We start from the raw sequence: 23326 nt of genomic DNA on the forward strand, positions 1-23326 counted from the left end.
ATAATTTAATAAAAACCCCCAAGCTCAGATCAGAGCTTGGGGGTTTTTATTTCTCATGAATTGCGCTACTAATGCCACACAACACTTTTAGAGGCGATTCGATTGGGTTAATTCGATTGGGTTAAAGGTTTATCGCCTGTCACCTATCCTCCTTTGCTTGTCGTGCAGACATGATTTGCTTTTGCTGTTCTTGTAGCCAGTTTTCAAAGAGTTCATTCAACAGGCGCATTTTCATAAATTCATCCAGTTGTGCTGGAATAAATTTTTCTAAACGCAAAATCACAAACCATTCAGCGATACGGGTAGGGGGCAATATCTGACCTGGTTGACTACTAGAGAGCATTTGCACCATTATCGGATGTAGTGCATTCAGTTCAATCGGGCCTACCAAGCCACCAGTTTGGGCTTCCGGACCGAGTGAGTATTCCCGCGCCAAATCAGCAAAAGAGTTTTCTTTTGCCTGAATCCTAAAGTAGAGTTCTTGGGCAATTCCCACATCCTGGGTTCGCAGTAGGGAATAAATTACTTTGTCCAGTTTTGCCTTGGACTGAAAAAAGTAAGATTCCAGTTTATTACCCCAAGTGGCTTGCTTGAATTTTTCAATTTTCAGCTTACGAGTGGTAATAACTTCTAGTTGATCGGGAGTCAGCCCTTGATGTGCCATCCAAGCCTGGATATCTTCTTCATTTTTAAACTGTTTTTCAGCGTAAAACTGTTGTTTAGCTTGGGCTACTTCCTCAGGAGTACACTCTATAACTACCTTGGCGGAGCGTGAGTTTTGCTCTATCGCCTCATCAATGATTAATTCTCGCTGCAACTGTGGCAGCATTTGGTAACTTGCCAGTAAAGAAATCAATTCACTAGCTGTAATTGTACGATTACCGATTTGGATCGCTTCAGTCATTAGCTTTCGGTCATCTCAAGAATATTTAGTCTGTTAAAGAAGCTATACCTTAGCCCATTGTCTAGGAACTTTTACCTTAATTCTACAGGGTTAGGTATATTAACCTCACTTTCGCAATAATTAAATAGTTACTTGCTAACATACTTAAAAATATACAGTTTGTATGAGTTTTTATCAAAGATTATACGCAAATGCTAGCAGATATGAAGATAAAGATAAAAGACAGTTCTTGCTAGTACGACTTTAGAAGACAAAGTTTATAGACTGAGTTAGGGTGTTTTGAGGTTTCTATTATTTATTATACGTAGAGCCACAGTGGTATTAGTGTCGCGATTCTTCTCCCAACCTCGAAAGAGGGTTTAGTACATAAGGGTAGACGCCAAGTATTTTCATGAGTCCGCGTACCCCTACGCGAAAGCGTTCGCGCACCGTTTTGCATCTAAGCGTTTAGAATTTTCTCAAGTAGAGCAGGCATAATGTACTGAGGGCGACGCTCCTATGTTACTAAAGCTTCTTTACAAGACGCTGTGCGAACGCTATCAAGCATCTAGGGGGCCTGTTTACAAGTGTTTCGGGTATAAAGGGGGACGCCTTATATGCTGCCTTTTCAAATAAGGGTATTATGTATTTTATATTACATGAATTACGCAACTGGCACAGTACGATCGCTAGCCAGTAGTACAGAAGTATTTAATTACCCAGAATGTAGCTTGATTGGCTTTACTCGAATTAGTAATAATAATCAATGATGTATCTTGAAATAAATCATATTGCTTGCACTATATTAGTTTAGCTAAAACTGAAAAGTTTAGCTTATCAAACAGGTAAAACTATTTACAAGCTTAAGCACAATTTGCTTTTTAATTATTTAGTTGAGCAACAAAAACGTCCAGAAATTGCTATGTCTTCTGTGTAGTTTTTCGGTGCTCGGTGCGCTTCGCACACCATTGCTTGTGCCAGTTGCGTAAATCCTGAATAAATTCAAATTAAATCTTGTATCTGTGCCTAATTTGGAAGAATTAATCTTGCTGTAAAATACAGCATTAATATAGATAATTTTGTCTGGCAAGTGGGAATTATAGGTTAAAATTAAATATTACCACTTTACCTGATGATCAATTAGAAGTGCGATCGCCTGGTGTTGTGACTCGCATCGATCCAACAAAACTTCGCACCGATCCAGAATTAGGATTAGTCTTTACAATTCAAGATTTACAAACTCTCTTTGGCGTAACGGCAAAATTTGATATCAATGAATACGCCATAGTTTTAGATGTTCCAGGACTAGATCGATTTAGTGGCAAATTGGCAGAAACGGAAACTCCAATTCAACTAGAAGGATTACCACAGGTTGCACCTCAAAAATTTAGTATCGCTGCAATTGAACAGAAGGTAAATGCTAGCGGTAGTGCTAGCAGATCGACAAACTATAGAGGTGATTTTCTTGCTGTTGGTAGTGCTTTTGGTGGTTCGTGGTTCATCCGCACCGATCAACCAAATTTAGAAAATCCGCAAACTTGGAATATTGCCGAAGCGCAGTTTCTTCGACAAACTAATTCAACTGATTATTTTGTAGTTTCCCAGCCAACGTTTTGGCAGACTCAAGGAACAGGAGACTATTGGGGTTTTACATCCATTCAACGACAGGGGTTTGTACCACCTCAACCCTTCGGTGGTGGTTCTTCCGATCCTCGCCAACGGTTACAAGCAGATTCTATTGAACGGACAATTTCTGGTAAGGCTGAACCAGGTACATTAGCGCGATTGGTGCAAGGTTTTGGCGATCGCGTGATTGCCGAAATTTTAGTTGGTTCTTCTGGCATTTACCGTTTTGAAAATATTAAAAGCCAAAATCAATTTTTGGGCAACAATTATCGCATCTTGCTGTATCCCCAAGGACGACTCACCGCCCAACCAGAAATTCAAGAGGCTAGTTTTTCGACAGTACTAGGACAATTACCAGCAGGTGCTTCAGGATTAATCGTTTCTGGTGGCTGACGACGGGATTTTGTGGGAAATCAAAGTTTCTTGGGCAACTTTTCTGACTTTCAAGGCGGAATTGCTGGGCGTTGGGGTTTATCGGAAAATCTGACAGTAGGTTTAGGTGGAGTGTATGACGAATCGGCTAGAGCCTTAGCAGAATTATTTTGGCGTCCGGGAAAGTTACCTTTGCAGGTAGCAGTTTCAGCATTGACGGGTAATAGAATGTGAATACAGATATTCGCTATAATCCATCTTTCAGCTTGAGTACTGCATTTATTAGCGATCGCTTGTCTAGCCGTTTTAATCTAGATTGGCGAGTTTTGCCTCAATTTATTTTATTCACTAGTACTGACACACAAGCGATCGCAGGCGCACGGGTAGAAGCTATACAACCAGATCGGGGGACTCGGCGTTTTTCTGCCACCAACGGTGCTGGAGTCTATTATTTAGAAGGCTTACCACAGGGTAAATACACTCTACAAATCAACGGTAAATCTTTTGGTAGCTTGACATTGGAAGAGTCTTCTGAGGCATTTCAAGAGCTTAATTTACAACAGTCGGCAATCCCCTAAGAGACTTCCAAAAAATAAATTATCCCAAATTATATTTATATTATGGGCACACAGTTAGCTGTGCGACCCAAGCGAGAAGTATTAATACACGATGCATTTCTGGAAAAGACATTGTGGCATGTGTAGTAAGAAAGCAAATATCACTTGATGCTCAAGTTAGCTCAAGGGGGTCTAATGATTGATCGCTTTTTGAATCTAATTTTTATCGATTCCTTCGCTGTAGTAATTAACCTGACATTTGGTACATTACTTCGCACTAAAATCTGCAATTATTCATGGGATGGAGTTGTAAATGATGAACCTTCAACACCAGAAAGTAGCGCTAGTTCTTCTAAATCTCTACCATCCTTAGAAGAGGTACAAACTACTCCTCTTCGATGAAATCTGCCTGCTGTAGCGATTCTCATTTGAATAAAATATAGGCTTGCTTAGGGGCGTACATCTGTGCGCCTCTATGAAAATCTATATCGATCTGTGGTTAATTATATTGATTGTCACAAGCAATAAGGGACTTCCAAGTAAAAAAATATTCCATAGCAGAGGGACAAGGAAGAAAGAAGTCTAGTTGAGTAGACAAATTGGATAATTTATTTTTTGGAGTTCCCTAACTAAAATTTTAACGGGAATACGGTAAAATCCAGAGGTACTTTTATTGTTACCAAAGCGGGTTAAGAATGGAAGTAATATGATTAAGTTTTTGGCTGGGGGTGATGTTGCTCTTTCTGTGACGCTATTGTTTGTGATGTCATAGATGTGGGCTAGGCAACTCTAGTTTTGAATATAGTTGCAATAACTTTAGGTTTTGCGATCGCTACTTTAACCGGATTAGGAGAAAAACATGTTACAGCAATTACAGTAGAAATAGGAATTCAAAATCGGACATTAGCGATCGCGATCGCTTCTACACCTACGCTGCTGAATAGTCCTACAATGGCCATTCCTGGGGCAATTTATGGTCTGCTAATGTTTGTGACTGGTGCTGGATTTGCTTGGTGCGCTAGTCGTCGCCAAGACTTGTTGAAAGCATAAAAGTAGTTTGCCTCATGCTTTACAAGTATTTGTAGAAATTGAATTATCCAATCTTGTTACGTTGATGTTTCTAGCCTCTTCTGCTAAACCGATTGATGACAATCTCAAAAATTTTGTAGACGAAATTGAGGCGATATACTGGGCAAACTAGCCATCACCAAAGCTGGCATTTTTCATAGTAAAATTTTGGTTTTGAGTAATTGTGTAGGATTGAGAATACAGAATAGATAGCAATTCTATTTGATTTTTTAAAATTGAAAGTCTTAGATTATCGACCTCTCTAAGAGGGCGGTAATTTTATTGTTTGTGGGTAATACTACCCAATATAAGCAAAGCCGCAGAAGTTGATGATGATGTTCCTTCTCAGCATTTGGGAATACTAGACTTGGAAAACTTTGTTGGCAAAGGCAAGCAGTGGATGAACAACGCGCAAGTCAGAATCTATGAGCTATCAAAAGAATTGAATTTGGAGAACAAAGAGTTACTAGCAATTTGCGACCAACTCAACATCGTGGTCAAAAGCTATAGTAGCAAAATTTCAGAATTTGATGCAGGACGAATCCGTTTGGCTGCTAAAAAATATGCATCTACAAATGGGATACAACAGGAATTAGCTATAGCAAGTCATCAACCAACTTCACCAAAGACTATATCTCCAAATCGGCTTGCTCCCATTCACAAACAACAAACCTTGGAAATAAATCAACCCAAAATATTAACAAATCGTCCTTCTAAAACGCCAGAACTATCCGTTACTACATCTTTCCAAGCAAGTTGCTTAAATATTAAAACAGATTCGGAAAAATGGGGCTATGTCTTCTTAGGTTCTTCGGCAATTAATAGTTTAATCAGCAATTTTGAAAGTCAAGTAGTCCTTGAATCATATCGTGAACCTTGGCAGCGACAAGAGCGTGCTAACGAGTTAATATTTGATTTACTAGGTCAAGAGCCTCGCTTAGTATATGTACGCCGCAAGGGTGCGGGGCAAAATCCTGAAGAAGAAATTTGGGATTTAACCATAGCAACAGATCATGATGATTTTCAATTACCTGCAAGACTTGACAAGCTGGGAAAAACACTAGGATTCATAGTAGTTGTACAACAAAATGGAAGGGGCGGTTTAAAGGTACTATCTGCTAAGTTGCTAGAACTTTCACAGGGAAATGCTGATGGCTATACTGTACCTTATTATTTACGGTTGCTGCCTAATCATCAGTATCGTATTGATATTCCGTCAACGGCATTGGCACGGATGGCAGCTATGCCTATATGCGGCGACCATCTGCCTACAGAAGATCATCTGCGAATTTGGGAAGTATTTTTACAGATTGAGGAAAAAATCGCTAAAACACGCCAATTTTGTGTGCCTTTTTTCAGCCACAATGGCTTCGGAAAACGGATCACTTTTGAGATTGACGTAATCTCAGCTACTCTTGACGGTTCTGATGAAAATTCCTTGGCTGTGGAAAACTTCTGGGAACGGGTAAAACGAGCAAAAAATGAAGAGGTTAAGCTATTCGAGACTACTCCCAAAGGACAAAACTGGCGCAACAGCCGCCAATTAGGAATTATTGAAGAAGTTATTCCAAACAGTTGCATTATCCGCGTAAGGCTAGAACGCGATTTAGCAGACTACATGGCAGCAGGACGTTATCAGCTACCAGCTACCGGATTTTTGTTTTTTGAGGCAGTTGGTGACATCCAACAGATTAAACGCAAAAAAGAAGCCTTGGCACAATTAAGACAAGGACGCACCCAAAATCCCTATTTGGGAAACTTTTTATTCGACGCTTCCCAAGCAAGACCTATTGAAAAAACTGTCGAATTGCAACCAAAGGATTTGTTGTTATCCTCAGCTAATCATAGCCAGAAAGCAGCAGTAGAAACAGTGCTTGCAGCTGAAGATTTAGTTTTAATTCAAGGGCCACCAGGTACTGGGAAAACTACCGTAATTGCCGAGATTTGCTATCAAGTTGCTCTACGGGGTGGACGCACTCTAATTACTTCTCAAGCCAATTTAGCAGTAGATAACGCCCTGAGTCGATTAGTTCATAACCCACTAATTCGGGCTGTGCGAAAGGGAAACGCCGAAAGAGTTGGAGAACAAGGACAGCCGTTTTTAGAAAATCGAGTGATTGGCACATGGTTAGAAAATACTGCTACAGACTGCGAAAAAAATCTTGCTAAACACCTCGATAATGTAAGAGTTTTACGTGAATTGCTTGCAGCATCACAACGATTCACAGCATACCTGAAAGTAGAAGAGGTATTTAATAAAGAGCAGGATTTATTACAGACGCGTAAAGCAAATTTAGAGTCAACTTGTACGACCCAAAAAAATGAATATAATCAAGCCGCATCTCAACTGGCTGAGGTCGAATCTCTGAAAACTGCTTTAGAGGAGTTGCTGAATCAAGCACCTTCAGTAGACTGGCAAGATCCAGCACTTCTTAATTTGTGGGCTGGTCTGAATAAATACACATCTACAGACGCTTCCTTGCGAAACTTTGCTGCAAATCTTCGGTTAGCAATTAATTTGGCTTCTGAACTTGGTATAGTTCGTCCAAATCATAGCTTATTTGGTTTAGCTGGTTGGTTGCAGAAGACTGTAGTTTCTCGGATTACTGAAGTTAGCACAGCATTAGCCTACGCCAGTGATATAGCTATGGCAATGACCGAAGCGGAGTTAGCTGCACAAACTTACACACAAAATTCAGAATATCTTGCTCGCCTAAAGTCAAATCACCAACAATTGCTTGCTAACCAGCAAAGTTTGCACCAAAGAATTAGGAATCTACATAACCGTGAATCTGAGGTCAGTTTAGCAATAAATGACCTTGATATATGGCTGTCTACAGCTAATTTAAATATTGCCAATGTATTGACACAGTGCTTACAAAATCGTCAAGGGTTTACAGTTGACTTAATCTTATTACCTTCGGTATTACGAAGCATGACGATCGCAGATCAATATCTACCTTGGCAACAAAGTATTGATCGGTGTCAGTTGAAAGTCAATGAATTAATTCCAAATTATCGCCAATGGGATAGGGTACGCAGTCGGGTTACTGAAATCAGAAATTTACTTGTGCAGGGACGAAATATACTAGGTAATCGCTCAATCGATGAAGCTGCCATTTGCCAGGTGAGCGTTATTAACACGCTAGACCCTGTGGAATCTCTCATAAAGCTGAAGCAACTAGCACAAAATAGCATCGATGAGATTGAGAAACCACTAGGGGTCTGGGGTCGGATTATCGAATGGATACTTGCGTTTGCTGTCAACCAGCCAAGTTTGGATTCCATAGCTCAAAAATTACGTCCATATAGCCGCCGTTATGGTGCGGCGGTAACTCTTGAGGCTATTAGGAGACAAGCCCAGATTATACGTCAAACAGTTCAGCCTGTTGAAAGTGAATCCGCTATCTCCCAAATTACAGAGGAAGTGGTTAATGGTATAGTTACGAGTGCGCGTACATGGCTGAAGCAACTACAAACTGAAACAGAAATAAAGCAAAACCAGCTTGAGGTTCAATTAAATGAACAGATGAGGTTGGTGGCTAATGAGCAGCAAAAAATATCTGCTAATCAAGAGCAGCTAGAAAATTATCGCAGTGAAGCTGACTTCAAATTTCAAAGAGCGATCGCACTCTTACAAGAACTTTTCCCCTTCCCATACTTACCCAAAGAATTAAAACTTTTAGTGCAAGAATACCTCAATAATCCTTCAAATATTCTGACTAAAATACCACAATTTAGAGCAAAAATACGGGACTGGGAAAATCGTACCAAGCAACTTGATACTTTAATTTCCTTGATCGATCCTTTTGCTACACTTTCCACTAGCAAAGACCTGCTCATAGTTCGTATTACTAGCTTGCAGGAAATAACGGAAACCTACAAAAGCCAATTTATAGAAACTCAAAGTCAAATACAGACAATTGTTGAGCATTTACGGCAGCAATTAGAATACATATCAACTGAACGAATCTGGTGGCAGTCAATTTGGGAAACAATTCCTGGTAAATTCAAGCTTGAAGTTGATTCGACAGACTTGTTTAATTTGGACTTTTTACGCAGTATCAAGGTAAAGTTTGAATATTGGCAGCAGCAACTTCAAAATGAAGAATTTTATCTTAATCGATATCAGCACTTTGTTCAAGATTGGATAGGAAAATTAAGACAGCCAACGGAAAGCGGTCGCAACGATTTAAGGCGGATTTATCTAGATAATGCCAATGTCGTTGGTATCACTTGCGTTCAAGCTGCAAATTACAATTTTTCACAAGAATTCAAATACTTTGATGTCGTCATTATTGATGAAGTTAGTAAATGTACTCCTCCAGAGTTATTAATCCCCGCTTTGAAAGCCAAAAAGTTAGTCATGGTAGGCGACCATCGGCAATTACCACCCATGCTTGACACGAAGACTTTAGAGGAACTTTTTCAAGAGATTGGTAGCACAAATACAGAACTACAATTATTGCAAGAATCACTCTTTAAAATTCATTTTGAAAGTGCTAATAATAGCATCAAAGAAATGTTAAATATTCAATATCGAATGCACCCCATAATTATGGGAGCAATCAATCAGTTTTATGATGGTAAACTAGAATGTGGTATTTTAGAGCCGGATACAAAACGCGCACATAATTTAGCAGGCGAAATCATCAAAGAATCTCACCATCTTATTTGGATAAAAACGCCTGGAAGTAATAAGTTTCAAGAAGAAACGATAGGAACTTCATTTTTTAATATTCCAGAAATTAATGCAATTGAATATCTATGTAAGCAATTTGAGAGTACTTGGGCTTTTAGAGTTGCTAATGGTGAACCAAAAAAAGAAATCGCCGTGATTACTTTTTATGGCGCTCAACTCAGAAAAATTGATGAACGCCTGCAATCTAAAGATTTCCCATCGTTGCAAATCACCACTGGTACAGTAGACCGATTTCAAGGTATGGAACGACCTATTGTAATTGTGAGTATGGTTCGCAATAATAGTAGAGGAGATGTGGGATTTGCTAAGAAACCAGAACGAGTTAATGTTGCATTTTCCCGCGCTCAAGAACTATTAGTCATTGTGGGTTGTCATTCGCTATTTACTCAGCAGCGTGGACAAGTCGGAGGTATGTACTCCAATGTTTCAAATATCGTGCGTCTACATGGAGGTTTCATTGATGTTTCTCGCCTCTTCTGCTAAACCTATTGATGAAACTCTCAAAAAATTGGTAGACGAAATAGAAGCGCAAAGTCCTAGTTTATCAGTTTTAGCAGCGCGTCAATTCCGTTATAGTTTACGTCAAACTCCGGTAGAAGTAAATATCAAGGAACCCCGCCAGTTTAACGTACTTGAAGAATTTATTATCCGCGCCGCTATTGAATTTCAACCTCCGCCAACAGAGGATGAATTAGCATCTGTACTTGGGCTTGATTCTGTTTTTATTAAAACTACTACTACAACTCTTCGTTCCTTACAAACTCTATCACCTACATCGCCACTAACAGTTACTGCTGAAGGTCACTCATTTTATGAAAAAGGGTCTGTACCACAGCCACCATATCCTATACAAATTTATGCTATTACAGACCCTTTAAGCAATAAGATAACCTTTCAATCTGAATCCTTAAATGAGACAACGATAACTTTACCTGACTTGGCAGACTTTATCACTATTGATCATACAATTGCTGATATTGCTTCCTTCCCCCTTGAGGAAATCCAAAAAAGTGTTCAAGCTTCAGGTTTAGCACTTCATGTACCAGAAGAGGGAAAAATAGTAACTTCCTATAGGGTACTAGCTTCGACTCAAAAATTTTGGAGAAAGATATCGCTTTTCGTTATCTTTGATGCTCTTGAAGATAAATTGAACATTCAAATAAGAAATGGAAAGCAAATTTTAGAGTCAGCATCAAATTGCTTAGAACTACTACATACTGAAGGTAAAATATCTTTGCAAGCATTATGTAAATTGTCAACCGAAACCATCAATTTTGAACGTCAAGCCATTCTCAAGCAGAAAAATACTGAAATAGAAGCTCGGCTTGAAAATATTCGCAAAAAGGCGCTAGAAGCTGCCACAAAAACTACTAGTGATGGAGATAACTATAAAGCGTTAGGTGAAGCCGTGCAGTTACGCGATGGACAAATTAGCTTGGTTTTTTCAGAAGTTTTAAATTCGGCTAAAAGTCAGATTCTAATCTATTCTCCTTGGGTAAATCAGGCAGTTGTCAATGAAAAATTTCTAATCTTGTTACAGAAATTAGCTAATCGCGGAGTTCGGATTTTAATTGGACATGGAATTGCGCGGCGACAAGAAGATGAAGATAAACCAATTCCACCAGAAGTAGAGAAAAAACTTCGAGCAATCAAAACACCTGATGGTTTACCATCTGTACAAGTTTTTTGGTTAGGAGATTCCCATGTTAAAGAAGTAATAGTTGATAAAGAAATTCATCTTTGCGGATCTCATAACTGGTTATCCTATCGCGGCGATTACTTACCACGAGGTGAGTCAGTTTATAAAGTTACAATTCCACATCAAGTTCAGGAAGCTTATGAATTTCTCGCTAATCGCTTCCAAAATCACGCTCAACAATTATGGCAAAATGCTCTCGAAAACCGTGATTCTCAACTGGCTGTAGAGTCTTTATGTATGTGGGGTGCGCTAGGTATGGAAGATATTGCACTCAAAGAGATACAGAAAAACAATTGGCTTGAACTTCTGCCTGTATGGTTGAATGTAGCAATACAGGGATTAAAATCAAAAAACTTATCAGGTGATTCAGCAAGTTTTAAAACTGCACTTTCGTTGCTGAGTCAAGTTTCTATCGAAGAGGCTTTTATTGATTTATTGCAACAGGAATGGCGTAAAGTTATCGGCGCGATCGCAATTAACAATCCCGAAACTGCTTTAAATTTACTTAGTGATGAAGTATGGGCGCAGTTTATACGTCTCAAGATTGTTCAAGAGAGTGATTCACCCAATGATTTTATTTTGTAGCATTATGTAACCTACACTAGAAGATTTTTCCTACTCCAATAGTAATAATTTCTCAAAGACAATCCAGAAATATGCCGTCTGAAATATACCGTCTTGATTTCGCGGGGATTGTCAATTAAATGATTCTTAACCTTTGATTGACTTAAAGATAGATCCAGAGATTCGTCTTGTTCGATACAATTTATAGGTAGAGAGAGCCGAGGAGAACAAGGTGGTCTTATTAAAAGGCTTTGAGATTGAGATGTACACGGGCACGCCTCAAGGTGAAATCGTCGGTCTCTCCGACAAAATTGTTGCGGCTTTGGATGGATTTATGCGCGAACCAGATAGCCGCAACGTCGAGTACATAACTCAACCATCCCATAATTACGAAAATTTATTGTGTGCCTTGCTGCGTCCCCGGCGGGAGTTGCGAAACTACCTCAATCGTTTGGGCGATTACACCTTAATACCAGGGAGTACTTTGTCTTTGGGTGGGGGCGATCGCTTTCTCCGTTCCGATCCAGCAAACCCCTATCATGATTACATTGAGAACACCTACGGCACGAAAGTAGTCACCGCTAGCGTACACATCAATGTCGGCATCAGCGACCCAGAAGTATTGATGCGGGCGTGTCGGGTAATCCGTATGGAAGCGCCCTTATTTCTCGCCCTCAGCGCCTCATCTCCGTTCTTGGATGGCAAAGCTACTGGCTATCACTCCACCCGTTGGGGCGTTTTCCCACAAACGCCCAGCCATGTGCCCTTATTTGCCAGCCACGCCGATCATATCCAGTGGGTGGAAGATCAACTCGTTGCCGGAACCATGCAAAATGTAAGGCATTTGTGGGCATCGGTGCGACCAAATGGCGATCGCCGTCCTTATGACTTGAATCGCCTAGAACTGCGAATTTGCGATTTAGTCACAGATCCCATTGCCTTATTGGCTATTACTGCCTTATTAGAAGCGCGTTTGTTGCAAATAATCGAAAACCCCAGCATCGATCCGTTAACCCAAAGCACTTTCTCTGCTGAAGAACTCGTCACCCTGACTGCTGACAACGAAGCTGCTGCTGCTGCTGGTAGTCTTGATGCTCAGTTGAGGCATTGGCAAGATGGCAGAAGTATTGTAGCCAGAGATTGGATTGCCGAAATTTACCAAGATGTTTGGGCGATCGCCAAGCAACAAGGTTTTAGCTGTTTCCTTTCGCCTTTGCACAAAATCCTCCGCGAAGGCAATGAAGCTCAACAGTGGTTGCAATTACACGCAGTCGGTTTTGACAGCCAACGCGTCATCACTCAGGCTATTATTGCCACCCAAGAGCGCGAAATCGAACTCGAAGACAAATTATGTTCGTCTCTGCTGGGTTAACTCAAAAGACATTGGGGATTGAGCATTGAGAAAACACTTTGTTTTATCCCCTTATCTCTCCACTTTCGTCTTCATACAAATGGTAGATTTTTTTGCAGGCACTACCAGCCCTAAAAAATACAAGTACTTACTTTGTCTACACAACACTTAATATTTCCCGATTGTAGCCAAATATCCTCTCAGGCATTGATCTGGGATAGTTTGTACTTCCTTTTAAAAATCTAATCGATAGAGGATGCTTGATTATTATTAACAAAACCTATGAATAGCCTCTACCTTTTGGTAGATTTAACATTGACCATAATTTTTTTATACAATACTTAAATTATACGGATAATGCCTCAGGTAGTTTTAGTGAACCCGCAGATACCTCCTAATACAGGTAATATTGCCCGTACTTGTGCAGCTACAGGTACAGAGTTGCATTTGGTGGGGCCTTTGGGGTTTGAAATTAGCGATCGCTACCTCAAAAGAGCCGGCTTAGATTACTGGCCTTATGTCAAACTACACTATCACGAATCACTAGAAGCCTTTAAAACCGTACATCAGAGGCGTGGCGGCAGATGGTTGGGTTATACGGTTAATGGAAATTGTAATTATGTAAGCTTTCAGTTTCAACCTGATGATTGGCTACTGTTTGGTAGTGAAACCACAGGCTTACCACCAGCAATTCTGTCAGATTGCGATGCTACCGTCTATATTCCCATGAGCCAACCAGGGGTTCGCAGCTTGAACCTGTCAGTGAGTGTAGCAATAGGCTTATTTGAAACCCGTCGTCAGTTAGGCTATTTAGAATAGTTGTTTACATGACTGCTTATAAGTGTATTTACTTATAAGCTTTCCAGAAACCTATTAGACGATTTATTTGTGACTGCAAAAATTTTCTTGATGACAGCAAGAATATGTAAAACAAGATACCAAAAATTGGGTTTATTCGCGAAATGTAGTGGAAGATACTTACAAGTATAGTAAGGTTATTATAAGAAATTTGTATATGAAACTTGGGATATTGCCGAATTTGAATGATAGATTTTGATGAATTTAAAACATCCTAAACTAGGAACGAAATTGCTAAAATCCAGTCATGTATTACATTTGAGCTATTTTTGCTCGATCGAGGACAGAAATCAGCCCAAAAGTAGCCGATAGTTAATACGGTTGTTTTTTAGGGAATAATCAACGTAAAGTCTCGTGTTGATGAAGACGGATGGGGTAGAAATATCTTGAAGATATCTACAGCAGGGGGCATAACTTTTCCAGAAGTCGCCGCAATTTAATTTTCAGCAGCGACTTGGACTTGGCAAATAATTTGTCCAGTCCCCGCGATTGACGCAAGACAAGCGCGGATAATGGTAAAGAGTAAAATCGTCCTAAGTGGTGTTAGGAGTGGTTCGGACAAGTAAACACAGCAAAATTTAAGTTTTGCAAACAGATGTGAACTTGTCTAAATCAGAGAAGCAGGTTAATCTTGCGTAAGCATCTCTGGTGAATGTGATCTCGATCTATCATTTGTTGCGATCTAAATCATTGACTAGTATCCAACTGAAAAATCGAGGTTAGTTAAGCGCTAGTGATCGTAAGGAGGTCGTCTTTGAAACGAGCATTGAAAAAGAGAGTAAAAGCTGTGTTGAACAATACCCCTAGCAGCGATGATGCCCCGGTAGAACTGCTAAATGTGATGAATCCAAAAGTGAACAGCCGGGTGCGGACAAAAGCGGCGATGATTGGCTTGGCAATCTCTATGGGAGCAACCAGCCTTTTGGTGACTCGACAAAGCGATCAAGCCCAAGCAGCGGTGCCCGTAGGTAGCCAAAAGGCAACTTCAGCGATTCCTGCTGTTCCTGACACCGAGGTGAAATTCGCCTCCACTAAGCTGGAGTCCCAAGCAATCTCATCAGCGAGCGTGCCGGAAAATCCTGTAATCGTGGAACCAACGGCAGTATCACAAGTGCCTGGGCTTGAAGCTAAATGGCAAGTCGCGGCAAGTGGAATATCTTTGCAAGTTCCTGCACCAAACAAGTTTTCTCAAACAACAGCAGGTTATAAAAATTCCACTAACCTGAAGCCCAAAATGGCACAGGGATTGAACAATACCTTAGCCGAAACTAGTTTTCCAACAGTCAATAAGCTGTCTGACTATAGTGCTGATGGTGTTGATAGTACAAATACATCACTAACTGCCCAGCCACAAACAGTGGCAACGTCAACCGCAGTTAACAGTGAAATAAATGCACAACTTAAGGCGCAACAAGAGTTCGCACTAAATCGCTTACAAGAAAAATCGAACCGTTTAAGAAAGAGTCTGGCGCAGTTGCAGTCTGGAGAGACCAAAAATTTATCAAAAGCTGATATAGAATTGGCGCAGCCGACAACTGTGGTTGAGAAGACTGCATTAGCAGTCCAGTCAGACACTTCTAGCGATCCAAGCCAAGCGAACCTGGTATCGAAGTTAAAACAGAAGACAAGTGCATCTGTACCATCGGCGCCAATAGTGATTGCCTCCTCGACGCATACAGCTTATGAAGTTAAACCTGGAGATACACTAGCAGCGATCGCTAGCAGATACAACACTTCAGTATCAGAACTAGTTAAAGCAAATAACCTCAATAATCCCAATGAACTGCGAATTAGTCAAAAACTAGTTATTCCTGCGGTTCAAACTCCTGCGGTTCAAATTCCTGCGGTTCAAATTCCTGCGGTTAAAGTTGAGGCAACTGTAGCGAGTCAGCCCACTTTTGTAGAGTCTAGCAAAACTCCTAATGTTGCTACCTCCCCTTTGAATATTGGTAGTGCTAACTCATATCTACCTAGTTCACCATCACCAACTATTGCCGACAACAGTAGCGTTGCCGTCCCTGCACCGGTAACTGTACAGATTCAGGCAAATAGTGCAACCGACTTAGAAACTGCCCCCCCTACAGCTAAGTCTTATGGCGTCGGTGGTGACATTCCAGTGCCACAAGCTTTTGCCGAGATGCAACAGCCGAAGACACCAGCAAATAGGGTAGCAAGGGTAAACAATAACAATAATGACCGTTTGCGGGGCTTACAAGCGGAAATCCAGAGGTTACAGCAGAAATATCGCGCTCAACAGTCTGGTAATTTAGTTGTGCCAGCAGCAGCGATCGAAGCAAATAATGCTGCTATACTCACTCCTATTTCTACGCCCAATAATTTAAGTGTACCTAACCCTGCATCTAGACCGAATAGTGTAGCAATACCAATTCCAGTTCCGACACCGATTCGGGCTAACTATAGCGTTCAGCCTAAGTCCCAATTCCATACTACTGTACGCCCTACCGAAGTAGTAAACCCAGAATTCTTGCCTAATCTGGGTTCTGCTAGCCAGTGGACTCCCTCTCGCACTCAATCTGCCACAAGGGTGGCAACGCCTCCTGGAAAAGTAAATGCCTCTGACTCCTTAGGAAAGATGCGAGGAACCACAGTTTCTCCACAGGTATTACCACCTTTGGCAGCAGTGGATCAATATCTTCCCAGACCCATTGACGAACTTACACCTCCTCCATCTTCCTCAACCTTAGCTTACACCTGGCCAGCAAAGGGAACCCTAACTTCTGGCTATGGCTGGCGCTGGGGTAGAATGCACAAAGGAATTGACGTTGCTAACTCCACTGGCACGCCAGTTGTAGCTTCAGCTGAGGGGACGATAGAAAAAGCTGGCTGGAACAATGGTGGCTATGGCAACCTCGTCGAAATCCGCCATCCTGATGGCAGCACGACTCGCTATGCTCATAACAGCAAGATTCTGGTGCAACCTGGTCAAGCAGTACATCAAGGAGAAACAATTGCTTTAATGGGTAGCACTGGTCACAGTACTGGGCCACACACCCACTTTGAAATCCATCCATCAGGCAAGGGTGCTGTTAACCCAATAGCTATGTTACCGCAACGCCTATAATTCTTGGCTGTCTGTAACTAAATCATTGCTTTGTTAGTTGAGGGAGTCTACCTCCCTCTTCTACTTTTATTACCTCAATAAGGATGAAAGTTCTAACAAAATTGCCAAATGGACTAGTCTTGAGCAAATTTCTATGCTACATTAGTTAATGATTTTGAAAAACATGGCTCAGTAGCTCAGTTGGTTAGAGCACGGGACTCATAAGCCTGGGGTCGTTGGTTCAACTCCGACCTGAGCCATTTTGAAAAAGCAATAACAAAATAGGGGTTTCAACTCCTAGTGTACATTCACAAATTAATGTCGCTATTTCACTAATTGGTGTTGTAGTTCATTCGAGATAACCGCTCACAAACTAATGTCGCAATATTAGAGACTTATCGACTGTCTACAGTGACTTGTTAGGACAAGTTCTCTTAATCAATAATGCTTTTGATATTCTGCCATTTCTGCAAAGGATATAAAACATTGCTGGCATTGTCCGCTTATCCATAAAGCCAGAATAGGAAAGGGTTTTTCACAGACAGGGCATTTTGATAACAAGCCTAACTGATGGCGATCGCATCCACATAACTTAATATAGGTGTCTTGACTTAAATTGCATAAACTTGCATAATAATAAAGCTAATACAATTTATAAAACTAATTAGTAAGCTTTTTAAGCTTATCTACTAGTAGTTTTGGGGTTATAGCGCAGTTGGTAGCGCACCTCAATGGCATTGAGGGGGTCAGCGGTTCGAATCCGCTTAGCTCCACTATTAAAACACAGCTGTTCAAAACCTGTTTTTGTGATTTAAAGGAGAAGTTGGACAACTTCTGCAACTTTATCTTCCAAATCAAGCAAGATCATGCTTGAAATCACAACTAGTTTCAGTTTCTTAAATACGCCCCCACATTAAGATGCGCTTGTAGGGAAAAAAGAACGGACGCTCATCCTCTAATAACTCGAATAGCTTCTGCTGATAGCGTTCGACAAATCTCTCATAGGTTTGGGCATCCAGTAGGGACTCATAAGCCGTTAGCAATGTCCCGCGATACCACTCCACTACGGCTTCTCGTGAGGGCAACACATGCCCATAAATTTGAAGCTTGACTTCCTGCCGGACAAACCCCAATTTATAAAGCATTCGGGCGTATGTTTCTGGAGGAAGTACCTCTAAACGCCGCACATATCCTCTTAATTCTTGACTGAATTCCTGTGCAGTCTCAACTGCTATCTGATGCACTGGCTCACTATCCATCGTTGGTATTTGTACGGCAAGCTGTCCACCAGGTCGCAGTTTTGCCCGCAATTTCTCAAATAAAACCTCATGTCCCGTCAACCACTGCAATGCTGCATTAGAAAAAATCACATCAAACTCCCCATCTATTGGGTTTTTCTCAATCCGTCCTTGCTCAAACCGTAGTCCATTGCCTTCAAACTGACGCGCCTTTTCCAGCATTTTCTCAGAAGCATCTATCCCTAAAGTCTCCTGTGCTGCTAACGTTTCATGCAGATATTTAGTTAACTTTCCGGTTCCACACCCTAAATCAAGAACTCGTAAGTTTTCTTGCCGATGTACCATGTCTACCAAGTCGTAGAATGGACGACTTCTTTCAGCTTGAAATCGTTCGTATAGTTCTGGATTCCATTTATCTGACATATTTTTATAATTCGTAATTCGTAATTTATAAAGCCGTATTTTCTGATGTAAATGACAAAAAACGATATCGTCAGAAATTGCGGGTTGAAATTTGCTTAAGATACGTCATAAGGTGTCGCAGCTACGCCCGTCGTAGACATCCCACTCAATTTACCATGCCTTATGACCAACTATTTTCGCTCTAATGTTGATGCAATGGCTAGCTATGTTCCTGGCGAGCAGCCTCAACGTGGTACACAGATTATTAAACTTAACAGCAATGAGAATCCCTATCCTCCTTCTCCTGCGGCATTAGCTGTGTTACGAAATATTGATGGTGAGTGGTTGCGGCGGTATCCAGAACCTTTTGGGGGGGAATTTCGGCAAGCTGCAAGTAAAGTTTTAGGAGTTCCTAGTGATTGGATAATTGTCGGAAATGGCAGTGACGAATTGTTAAGTGTGGTGATTCGAGCCTGTGCTGAACCTGGGAAAAAGGTAGTTTATCCGATGCCTACTTACGTGCTATACCGGACATTGACAGAAATGCAAGCGGCGGAAATTATTGAGATTCCCTACAGCAAAGACTACAGCTTACCAAAGGACGAATTAGTTGCTGCCAATGGGGCTGTGACCTTTATTGCGTCGCCCAATAGTCCATCGGGACATGTGGTAGCAACAAATGATTTACGAAAACTAGCCAGCCAGTTATCTGGAGTTTTAGCAATCGATGAAGCATACATAGATTTTACCGAAGAAAATGCATTGGCTTTGGTTAAGGAGTACGAAAACGTCATTGTGCTTCGGACGCTATCTAAGGGGTACTCATTGGCAGGATTGCGATTGGGCTTTGGGGTGGCGAATCCTAAACTGTTGCAGGGATTGTTTAAGGTTAAAGATAGCTATAACATTGATGCGATCGCTTGTGCAATTGGCACGGCTGCCATCACTGACCAAGCTTATAAAAATGCTTGTGTAGCCAAGATTAAAGCATCACGGACTAAGTTAGCAATAGACTTGAAACAATTAGGTTTTCACATCTGGGATTCCCAAGCTAACTTTTTGCTAGCGCAGCCAAGAGAAGGAAATGCAGAATATCTCTATCAAAAATTGAAGGAACGGGGAATTTTAATCCGCTACTTCAAGCAGCCTGGACTAGATGATAAATTACGCATCACTGTTGGGACAGATGAGCAAAATCAAGCTTTAGTAGAGGCACTAAGTAGGTGGGCGTAAATATTTGTCGTTAGGATAAGGCAGAGTCAGAAGTCAGAATTCATTCTGATTGTAAAAAGCAAATAGCGCAGCGTCTCGTAGAGAATGTCTTGATTCTGAATTTTGCATTCTTCTTCAATCACATTAATTTACAGCACTTGAAAACTAAAGCCAAGACTTGCCCAATTATTCACATCCAAGCTATGTGAATCGGCTGCTGTAACATTCATCTCTGTTTTGAAGGCACTAGCGTTATGTAAGTCTTGTAGCAAGGCTTGTACAACTTCTAAGGAATTTAACAATGGGCCAATTGGCCCTTGTTCGGTTGTGGAATACTTGGCAGTGTTCAAGGCGGCCAGAGTTCCGTTAAAGGGGGCAGTACTAAAAATCAGTTGGTGTTCGCACTCAGAAGCTGGCCCTGAAATCATCCATTCGGAAGCAGTATTTGTTTGGGGTAGGGTAAGGGTTTCACCTGGAGCGATGACAACTTCTTTAAGCAGAGGTTTGGTGTCTGCGGTGTTTGGTTCTTGGGGAGTTTCCCAAGAATAGAAGGCGATCGCTGTATGATTATTGTTTAATCCCAGCAAGATTAAATATACTGGGCGATCGCTCTGGTTTTCTACCCGATATTGCATTTGACTACCGATAGGGACAATCGGAGTAGGGAGTGATTTTTGAATCGAAGTTTCTGTTTTGAAAGTTCGTACTGTTTCGCGCTGCATGATAACGCGAGGCGATATGTTGTTAATTATTTCTAAGGTTGTCTTGAGAGCCAAGCGGGAAGAACCTTGATTTTCTGTCAGTCGCCATAACTTGGCTGCTAACAAGGTTGATAATTTTGGTGCTAACTTTTGCACTGTTGATTTTACTGCTTCTCCTGCTTCCCCCGTGGCATTAGAAATTAGTTCGCCACTCAGAGAAAATAAACCATAACGACTAGGTGTTTGCTGTAGTTTGGCAAATAGATAATCAGCCGGTTTTTCCCCTGCGACTACGGTGGAGACATGGGGAAATCCAGCAAAAGCACTTGTAGCGTCTACGCGCTCAATTCTTTCTAATCCAGTATCCAGAGCAATTATTAAATTAATATTTCGGGGTAAAACCCGGACTGCTTCTTGGATAAGTTGCCCGATTTGTAGGGGATTTGCACCTTCTATTTGGGAAATTTGCGCTTTTGCTGTTAACCCAGTCCGCGATCGCAATACTAATTCTTCTCTTGTTGTGCCTAAAGTAAATCGAGAATTAACTCCGTAGTATAGCAGCACTTGTGGCGGTAATCCTGCTAACCACAGCTGGACTGTTTTGCCGTCTTCTTCAATGGCTGTCACCGCGCCTTCTGCACCAATAATACTGTCTGGCGGTAGAGACGTTAAATGTTGATTTTTTTGACTACTTAATAACCCTGGTTGCTGTTTACTACCCAATTTGGATAGAGAATTTTCCATATACGAGAGGGCGACTTGAATTTTGGTATTTGGGGTGAATTCCCACAAATACTGCGTCAAGGCGTAGGTAAATAACCCAGCACTAAAACCAGAAAAGAGTTCTTCCCTCGCCGACTGCTTGGGATTTGAGGTAGCTGCTAAGACAATCGGCGTGCTGGGTAACTTCTGAGTTTTAAGTTGTTGAAGAAAGTCGAGTTCTTCTGCTGCTAGCTTTGCCTCTACTGATTCTGGAAGGGCACGACTTTTTAATCCTAATACTGGGGTTGGCGCATAATAGCTAGTATCTAATACTGCTGTGACTCGTTCTGTAGGGAGCGATCGCAATAATAGCAGTAAAGTTTCTTCTAATATATAGTTGACTATTTTCTCTTCTTGTGGACCAAAACTGGCATTAGCTGTCACCAGAGCATTTTGCATTGTCTCTGGCGATGTTTCCAATTTGACACGGCTGCCATAACCGCTAAAGTGGAAGAAGACCGTATCATCGGGTTTAGCTTGATTGCTCAAGCGATCTAAAAAAGCCGTCTCAATGAATTCCCTACTAGCTTCTTCCTCAGTTAAGGTTAGGATATCTGAGCCTTGGAAACCAAAGCGATGAATTAAAACTTCTCTTTGTAGTTCCACATCTGTCAGACAACCACTGAGGGCTGGAATTTTTGGGTATTGGTTAATACCAATTAACAATGCCAACTTGCGCGGACTGGGTTGTGCCAAAGCTTGATAATAGCGATTTCCTAAAGACAACCACTCAGCTTCAGTTATGCCCAATACCGCGAGTATTGAGCCAATTCTCTCTAAAAACGTGCGACGTTTCATAATTAGCTATCAGCCCTCAGCCATTCAGTTAGCAGCTTACAGGGCTGAACTCTGTATTGTAAAGTTACAAAAATCTGGGGAGCGGAGGGGCAGGGGAGAAATCAATTCAAAATTCAAAATTCAAAATTCAAAATTCAATCCCCATGCCCAATGCCCAATGCCCAATGCCCAATGCCCTAAGCCGTTACTTCTATACGCATTGCCCGTGCTAACTCTGCTGCTACCTCTGGACGAGAAAATTCTGGTGGAGGTAACTCACCGCGCCGCAGCATTTCCCTAACTTTTGTCCCTGATAGGTGAATGCGTTCTTCTGGCCTGCTGGGACTGGTTTTAGATGTTGCCATCTGCTTAGTGCGGGTGCAGTAAAAAGCGTGTTCAAATTTCATCGGCACAATGCCTAATTCGCTTGGCGCAAATTCATCAAAGATATACTGAGCATCATAAGTGCCATAATAGTCACCAACACCAGCATGATCCCGTCCGACGATAAAGTGAGTACAGCCGTAGTTTTTGCGGACTAAGGCATGGAAGATCGCCTCACGAGGCCCAGCATAGCGCATTGCGGCGGGATTGATTGCCAAAGTTACCCTGTCTAAGGGGTAGTAGTGTTCTAGCAAAATTTCATAGCAGCGCATCCGCACATCAGCGGCGATATCATCTTCTTTTGTCGCCCCGACTAATGGGTGCAAAAATAGACCATCAACAGTTTCTAAGGCGCACTTTTGAATATATTCATGGGCGCGGTGGATGGGGTTGCGAGTTTGAAAGCCGACGATAGTTTTCCAACCCTTGTCTTGAAATAGTTGCCGTGAAGCAACTGGATCGATTTGGTAACTGGGAAACTGGGGATGAGGTTCGCGTTGCAACAACCAAATATCACCCGCCAGATGTACGCTACCTTGGTTATAGAGTACCTGTACGCCGGGATGATTGACATCATTAGTACGGTAGACTTTTATTGCTTCGCGGATTTTGTCGTAATGATATTTTTGCGTAAGTTGCAAAACTCCGATAAATTCGCCTTTGGAGTTATCCAGACGGATTAAGCCGCCTTCTTGCAACGGGGAAGCTACTTCTTCGCTTACCGATAGTGTAATCGGGATTGACCACACAAGACCGTTAGCTAATCGCATTTCTGTCACAGTGCGATCGTAGTCTTCTTGGTTCATAAAACCCGTCAGCGGACTAAAAGCACCGATCGCAATCATTTCTAAATCGGAAACGGCGCGATCGTCAAGTTGCACTCGTGGCAAAAAGTCAGCTTTTGAGAGAAACTCTGCTCTTTGTTCTGATGTGGCGATACGGTTAACCAACTGTCCACCGTGGGGGGCTATGGCATCTGGATTGTGACTCAACTTAATCCCCTCTCTGCTTTTACTGTTATTGTTTCAGATTATGTACTAACTTATCAAATGCTGGTACGTAGAGAAAAATAGTTTAGGCATTGGGTACAAGAGGCAGAGGAGCAGCAC

The 23326-nt window shown here is 41.5% G+C and carries 15 protein-coding genes and 2 tRNA genes; 13 read left to right on the forward strand and 4 right to left on the reverse strand.

Annotation, left to right across the window (positions count from 1 at the left end; genetic code table 11):
• Positions 1-139 precede the first annotated feature (139 nt).
• Positions 140-904, reverse strand: a complete 765-nt coding sequence (locus tag RMZ42_RS27140; protein ID WP_322674331.1) for a peptidylprolyl isomerase — start codon at positions 902-904, stop codon at positions 140-142.
• 1125 nt (positions 905-2029) lie between these two features.
• On the opposite strand from RMZ42_RS27140, the gene RMZ42_RS27145 reads away from it, so the two are divergent.
• From RMZ42_RS27145 to RMZ42_RS27200, 12 genes are all read left to right on the forward strand, one after another.
• A complete protein-coding gene (locus tag RMZ42_RS27145; RefSeq protein WP_322674332.1) occupies positions 2030-2902 on the forward strand; it encodes a hypothetical protein in 873 nt (290 codons plus the stop codon).
• Between the two features lie 12 nt (positions 2903-2914).
• Entirely contained in the window at positions 2915-3115 is a 201-nt protein-coding gene (locus RMZ42_RS27150; protein ID WP_322674333.1) for a hypothetical protein, read from the forward strand.
• The gene (locus RMZ42_RS27155; protein WP_322674334.1) at positions 3112-3459 is read left to right on the forward strand and encodes a carboxypeptidase-like regulatory domain-containing protein; all 348 of its coding nucleotides are present in this window, start codon (positions 3112-3114) and stop codon (positions 3457-3459) included. The genes RMZ42_RS27150 and RMZ42_RS27155 overlap by 4 nt, the downstream gene beginning before the upstream one ends.
• A gap of 174 nt (positions 3460-3633) precedes the next feature.
• Positions 3634-3840, forward strand: coding sequence for a hypothetical protein (locus tag RMZ42_RS27160; protein ID WP_322674335.1), 207 nt, complete (start codon positions 3634-3636; stop codon positions 3838-3840).
• A 393-nt stretch (positions 3841-4233) separates the two neighbouring features.
• The gene (locus RMZ42_RS27165; RefSeq protein WP_322674336.1) at positions 4234-4488 is read left to right on the forward strand and encodes a hypothetical protein; all 255 of its coding nucleotides are present in this window, start codon (positions 4234-4236) and stop codon (positions 4486-4488) included.
• Between the two features lie 418 nt (positions 4489-4906).
• Complete coding sequence (locus tag RMZ42_RS27170; protein ID WP_322674384.1) at positions 4907-9691, forward strand: translation initiation factor IF-2 N-terminal domain-containing protein; 4785 nt, start codon at positions 4907-4909, stop codon at positions 9689-9691.
• The gene (locus RMZ42_RS27175; protein WP_322674337.1) at positions 9669-11492 is read left to right on the forward strand and encodes a hypothetical protein; all 1824 of its coding nucleotides are present in this window, start codon (positions 9669-9671) and stop codon (positions 11490-11492) included. The genes RMZ42_RS27170 and RMZ42_RS27175 overlap by 23 nt, the downstream gene beginning before the upstream one ends.
• Before the next feature lie 211 nt (positions 11493-11703).
• On the forward strand, positions 11704-12843 hold the full coding sequence (gene gshA, locus RMZ42_RS27180; protein WP_322674338.1) for a glutamate--cysteine ligase: 1140 nt from the start codon (positions 11704-11706) through the stop codon (positions 12841-12843).
• Positions 12844-13179: 336 nt separating this feature from the next.
• Positions 13180-13641 (forward strand): tRNA (cytidine(34)-2'-O)-methyltransferase, encoded by a 462-nt coding sequence (locus tag RMZ42_RS27185; RefSeq protein WP_322674339.1) that lies wholly within the window; start codon positions 13180-13182, stop codon positions 13639-13641.
• Positions 13642-14434: 793 nt separating this feature from the next.
• Positions 14435-16762 (forward strand): peptidoglycan DD-metalloendopeptidase family protein, encoded by a 2328-nt coding sequence (locus RMZ42_RS27190; RefSeq protein ID WP_322674340.1) that lies wholly within the window; start codon positions 14435-14437, stop codon positions 16760-16762.
• 165 nt (positions 16763-16927) lie between these two features.
• A tRNA-Met gene (locus RMZ42_RS27195) sits at positions 16928-17001 on the forward strand.
• Between the two features lie 440 nt (positions 17002-17441).
• Positions 17442-17514 (forward strand) — tRNA-Ala (locus RMZ42_RS27200).
• A 123-nt stretch (positions 17515-17637) separates the two neighbouring features.
• Here the strand turns inward: RMZ42_RS27200 and RMZ42_RS27205 are convergent.
• Positions 17638-18402: a methyltransferase domain-containing protein gene (locus RMZ42_RS27205; RefSeq protein ID WP_322674341.1), complete on the reverse strand. Its 765-nt coding sequence runs from the start codon at positions 18400-18402 to the stop codon at positions 17638-17640.
• Between the two features lie 162 nt (positions 18403-18564).
• Between RMZ42_RS27205 and hisC the strand changes: the two genes are divergently transcribed.
• Positions 18565-19614 (forward strand): histidinol-phosphate transaminase, encoded by a 1050-nt coding sequence (gene hisC, locus RMZ42_RS27210; RefSeq protein ID WP_322674342.1) that lies wholly within the window; start codon positions 18565-18567, stop codon positions 19612-19614.
• Positions 19615-19742: 128 nt separating this feature from the next.
• On the opposite strand, the gene RMZ42_RS27215 is transcribed toward hisC, so the two are convergent.
• Together RMZ42_RS27215 and sat are read right to left on the reverse strand one after the other, a co-directional pair.
• The gene (locus tag RMZ42_RS27215) at positions 19743-21854 is read right to left on the reverse strand and encodes a caspase family protein (RefSeq protein WP_322674343.1); all 2112 of its coding nucleotides are present in this window, start codon (positions 21852-21854) and stop codon (positions 19743-19745) included.
• 176 nt (positions 21855-22030) lie between these two features.
• Positions 22031-23209, reverse strand: coding sequence for a sulfate adenylyltransferase (gene sat / locus RMZ42_RS27220; RefSeq protein WP_322674344.1), 1179 nt, complete (start codon positions 23207-23209; stop codon positions 22031-22033).
• Between the last annotated feature and the right edge of the window lie 117 nt (positions 23210-23326).

This window comes from Nostoc sp. DedQUE05, assembly GCF_034530955.1.
In the GTDB taxonomy this organism is placed as follows: Bacteria; Cyanobacteriota; Cyanobacteriia; order Cyanobacteriales; family Nostocaceae; genus Nostoc.

Bases quoted from the DNA above. Each gene is read 5' to 3' on its own strand.
- RMZ42_RS27140 (WP_322674331.1), bottom strand. From the start codon at position 904: ATGACTGAAGCGATCCAAATCGGTAATCGTACAATTACAGCTAGTGAA.
- RMZ42_RS27160 (WP_322674335.1), top strand. From the start codon at position 3,634: ATGATTGATCGCTTTTTGAATCTAATTTTTATCGATTCCTTCGCTGTA.
- RMZ42_RS27170 (WP_322674384.1), top strand. From the start codon at position 4,907: ATGAACAACGCGCAAGTCAGAATCTATGAGCTATCAAAAGAATTGAAT.
- RMZ42_RS27175 (WP_322674337.1), top strand. From the start codon at position 9,669: ATGTTTCTCGCCTCTTCTGCTAAACCTATTGATGAAACTCTCAAAAAA.
- RMZ42_RS27185 (WP_322674339.1), top strand. From the start codon at position 13,180: ATGCCTCAGGTAGTTTTAGTGAACCCGCAGATACCTCCTAATACAGGT.
- RMZ42_RS27205 (WP_322674341.1), bottom strand. From the start codon at position 18,402: ATGTCAGATAAATGGAATCCAGAACTATACGAACGATTTCAAGCTGAA.
- hisC (WP_322674342.1), top strand. From the start codon at position 18,565: ATGACCAACTATTTTCGCTCTAATGTTGATGCAATGGCTAGCTATGTT.
- RMZ42_RS27215 (WP_322674343.1), bottom strand. From the start codon at position 21,854: ATGAAACGTCGCACGTTTTTAGAGAGAATTGGCTCAATACTCGCGGTA.